Below are 2,998 nucleotides of genomic sequence, written 5' to 3'. Positions count from 1 at the left end.
CGTGACTCCGGATGCGTTCTACTTCGGCAACCAGCCAATGCCACAAGCAGCATAGATGGCAACCCTACTTCCGCGAAGCTCCACTTAGCAGCAGCAATATGCTGTCCAATCAAACGGGGCCACCTCTGATGCCGCGCTTGCGCAATTCGTTGGAAACTCGAACTTGCCCAAAGGCTGGTTGCTCAATAGCAAAGGCTGCAATGGCTGTTTCCGTGGCTTCCTCGACCCGGTTGCGCAGATTGGGTTTCTTGCGGTTGGCGTCGAGCAGGGCATCGACTCCGCCGCTCTCCAGCGCCGACTGATAGCGATAAAAGGTGTCGCGGGAAAAGCCCATCACCTTGCAGGCGCGGGACACATTGAAAGCTCGGCAGCCAGATTCAGCAAGCCGACCTTGTGTTTGATGACGTTCTGAGGAACACTACTCATGGGGTTACTCCTTGGCGCATTTGCGCTGGTTTAATAAAGATTCGCACCTCTATCAAACCGGGTAACCCCACCCTTTGGCAAGGCCTTACTGTACGCTCAAGTCGAAACTACTACAGTTGAATCAACGTCCGCGAAAAACGTTGGGATTTCGGACGCCGGCAGATAAACTTGAGAGCCTGTTGCAGTGACCAGTTGAACCTACCGCCGCTTTTTTTAGCACTTCTTTTTCCATGCGTTCTGTAGCCAATTCTTTGCGCAACTTGGCGACCTCGGCTTCCAGCTCGACTACGCTCCGGCTTCCCGGCGCTGCAGTGCCTGCGCTACTTCTACGCTTGGCCGCTATTACCCAGTTCGACAGTGTTCCCTTGGGCACGGTTAGCCGCTACGCCGCCGCTTCCAGGGACAGTCCCTGCTCCAGCACCAGCTTTACTGCTTCGGCCCGAAACTCGGGCGTGTAATTCCTGATTTCTTTCTTCATGCCTTCTCCCATTTACTCAGTGCATCAAACGGGAGTGTCCACAAATGTCAGGCTACCTCAGTGCATTCGGCAATGCGTTATGTCGACAGTGCTGATCCTTTCGCACGACATCGGATCACCGAAGGTCTGACGCTTGGAACCTCATCTTCCACTCCGTAACTCGGTAGATGGACGGACGTCTCCAACGTAGTCGCCTCGTCGTGTCGGTTCCAACGTTCATTCATGATTTGCCGCCCCCAGATGGTTAAATCGGTCAGCGCGCCCATTCGGCTACCCGCGATTACACACTCAACGCCTACCAAGCGCGGTCCGCCACTTTAAAGTGGAATGTGGGCCTTTTACCAGCCGCTGCGAAAGGGTCGCCCGTCATCTGATCGTCCATGCCTACGCTTGCCCACCTCATCGCCCTTTCCTGCCATTTCCTACATAGTGATGAAAAGGGATCTGGCAGGGGGCGGGAGCAAAACGTTGGCGTTTAACAACAGCCGGCTTGCTGCGCGTTCTAAATGGCGGACTTTGTTGTTCAGCAAACTGAATAGTCAATTCGCCTCAGGCCATTTACCAACATTGCAGAACAACGTTATAGTACGACCCATGACGACCAAAAGAACGGCATGCCTTGACGACGAGGTTGTGCGACCAGCCGATCGTCCGCCTGACCTAGCAGCGCTTACAATGCAAGTGACGATGCGTAGGCAGGCGGTCAAGGGCACGCATCGGGAGCTCGCCACCATGCTTTTTCAGCCGCCGGCGGCCACTGAGGGCCTGATTGTCTACTTCCCGGGCGGCGGTTTCATCACCGATGAGCTGGAAGCTTGCGAACTGTTCTGCCGCATGCTGGCAGTGCGTGTTGGCTTGAACGTATTGGCCGCAAGTTATACCCTAGCCAATGAGCTACCCTTTCCGGCGGCCATAGAGGATGCGCATGCGGTGCTGTCCTGGGCTAACCGCTACTGCAAGCGCCAGCGCTGGAGGTCCCCCAACCTGATCGTGGCTGGGCTAGAAGCCGGCGGCAACTTGGCCGCTGTGTCGGCACTGATGGCGCGTGACCGCGGAGGACCCGCGCTGACGGCACAAATTCTGATGATGCCCATGCTCGACCCCGGCCTGACCACCTGTTCGATGCGCACCGCGTCGGCCCGCAACGGCGGCTTGGAAGCCGCCGATACCTGCGCGGCGGCCTATCGCAGCTACTTACCGCATGCGATTGACCGCGTGCATCCATATGCATCGCCGTTGCAGTCGAGCCGCATGAAGCACCTGCCGCCGGCGCTGATCCTGTCGACGGATGACGATCCGTTACGTGACGAGGCCGAGCATTACGGCGCCAAGCTGATCGCCGCCGGCGTACCGACCACCGTGCGCCGCCTTGCACCGGTCGCGCTCGACGAACCGAATGCGCGATGTAGCTGCGTGCGCAAGGAAAGCACGCTGCATCACGTGGAAACCTTCATCGCCGGACTTCGGGCCAGCGCCGCAGCGTCTTGACTCTCCTATTGGGAGCGGCTGCATATCCATTAGCACTACTCTGTCATGTTACTCACGCTGATGTAAATGTATGGTGGTGCTGCATTAGCCTACTGTTATTTCCCCTCATATCTGCAACAACAACGTCAAGTTTGCCATCGCTATCGATGTCAGCAGCGCTTGCGCCATGAGCGTAGCCAATTACAGGAACTATGGTGTTTTTGTATTTCCGTGTGACTGGATCGCTCAGGAGAATTCGCTGCGCCTCGCCTGCAAATGGGTCTGCGTCAAATCCACTGCAAGAAAAATAGGCGTCCGGGTAAGTATCGTCGTTAAAGTCGGCAATCAAAATCTTACGAGCTAAAATGCAGCCGGAGTTATCCGCAAGCATATCGATGGTGCGATCAACCCAAGCTCCACTTGCGTCCTTCTTCCACAATTTAATATGCCCGCTAACAGCACCTTGTGTATATGGCTTCCCAGTGTCGGATTCCTGCGTGCCCCCGGTGTCAGGATAGTTGTCGCGTCACCTGATTTGAGTCGTAATGAATCCGGGGCGGGCAAAGAGGCGAAGTGAAAGCGTATTCAGCGGAACGGAAAGAAGCAGTACTACGACGGATGATGCCG

Annotated in this window: 2 protein-coding genes and 2 pseudogenes; 1 reads left to right on the top strand and 3 read right to left on the bottom strand. The window is 56.2% G+C overall.

Annotation, left to right across the window (positions count from 1 at the left end):
• Nucleotides 1-127: 127 nt before the first annotated feature.
• Nucleotides 128-426, bottom strand: a pseudogene (locus tag IGW03_RS37380) (helix-turn-helix domain-containing protein); the annotation flags it as partial.
• Nucleotides 427-634: 208 nt separating this feature from the next.
• A pseudogene (locus IGW03_RS38625) lies at nt 635-904 on the bottom strand (transposase); the annotation flags it as partial.
• 675 nt (nt 905-1,579) lie between these two features.
• Here IGW03_RS38625 and IGW03_RS37370 point away from each other — a divergent pair.
• Entirely contained in the window at nt 1,580-2,392 is an 813-nt protein-coding gene (locus tag IGW03_RS37370; RefSeq protein WP_194727442.1) for an alpha/beta hydrolase, read from the top strand.
• A gap of 52 nt (nt 2,393-2,444) precedes the next feature.
• On the opposite strand, the gene IGW03_RS37365 is transcribed toward IGW03_RS37370, so the two are convergent.
• On the bottom strand, nt 2,445-2,810 hold the full coding sequence (locus IGW03_RS37365) for a hypothetical protein (protein WP_194727441.1): 366 nt from the start codon (nt 2,808-2,810) through the stop codon (nt 2,445-2,447).
• Nucleotides 2,811-2,998: the final 188 nt, after the last annotated feature.

Origin of the sequence: Noviherbaspirillum malthae (assembly GCF_015352985.1) — a bacterium.
In the GTDB taxonomy this organism is placed as follows: domain Bacteria; phylum Pseudomonadota; class Gammaproteobacteria; order Burkholderiales; family Burkholderiaceae_D; genus Noviherbaspirillum; species Noviherbaspirillum malthae.
This window is presented reverse-complemented; position numbering and strand designations above follow the sequence as displayed.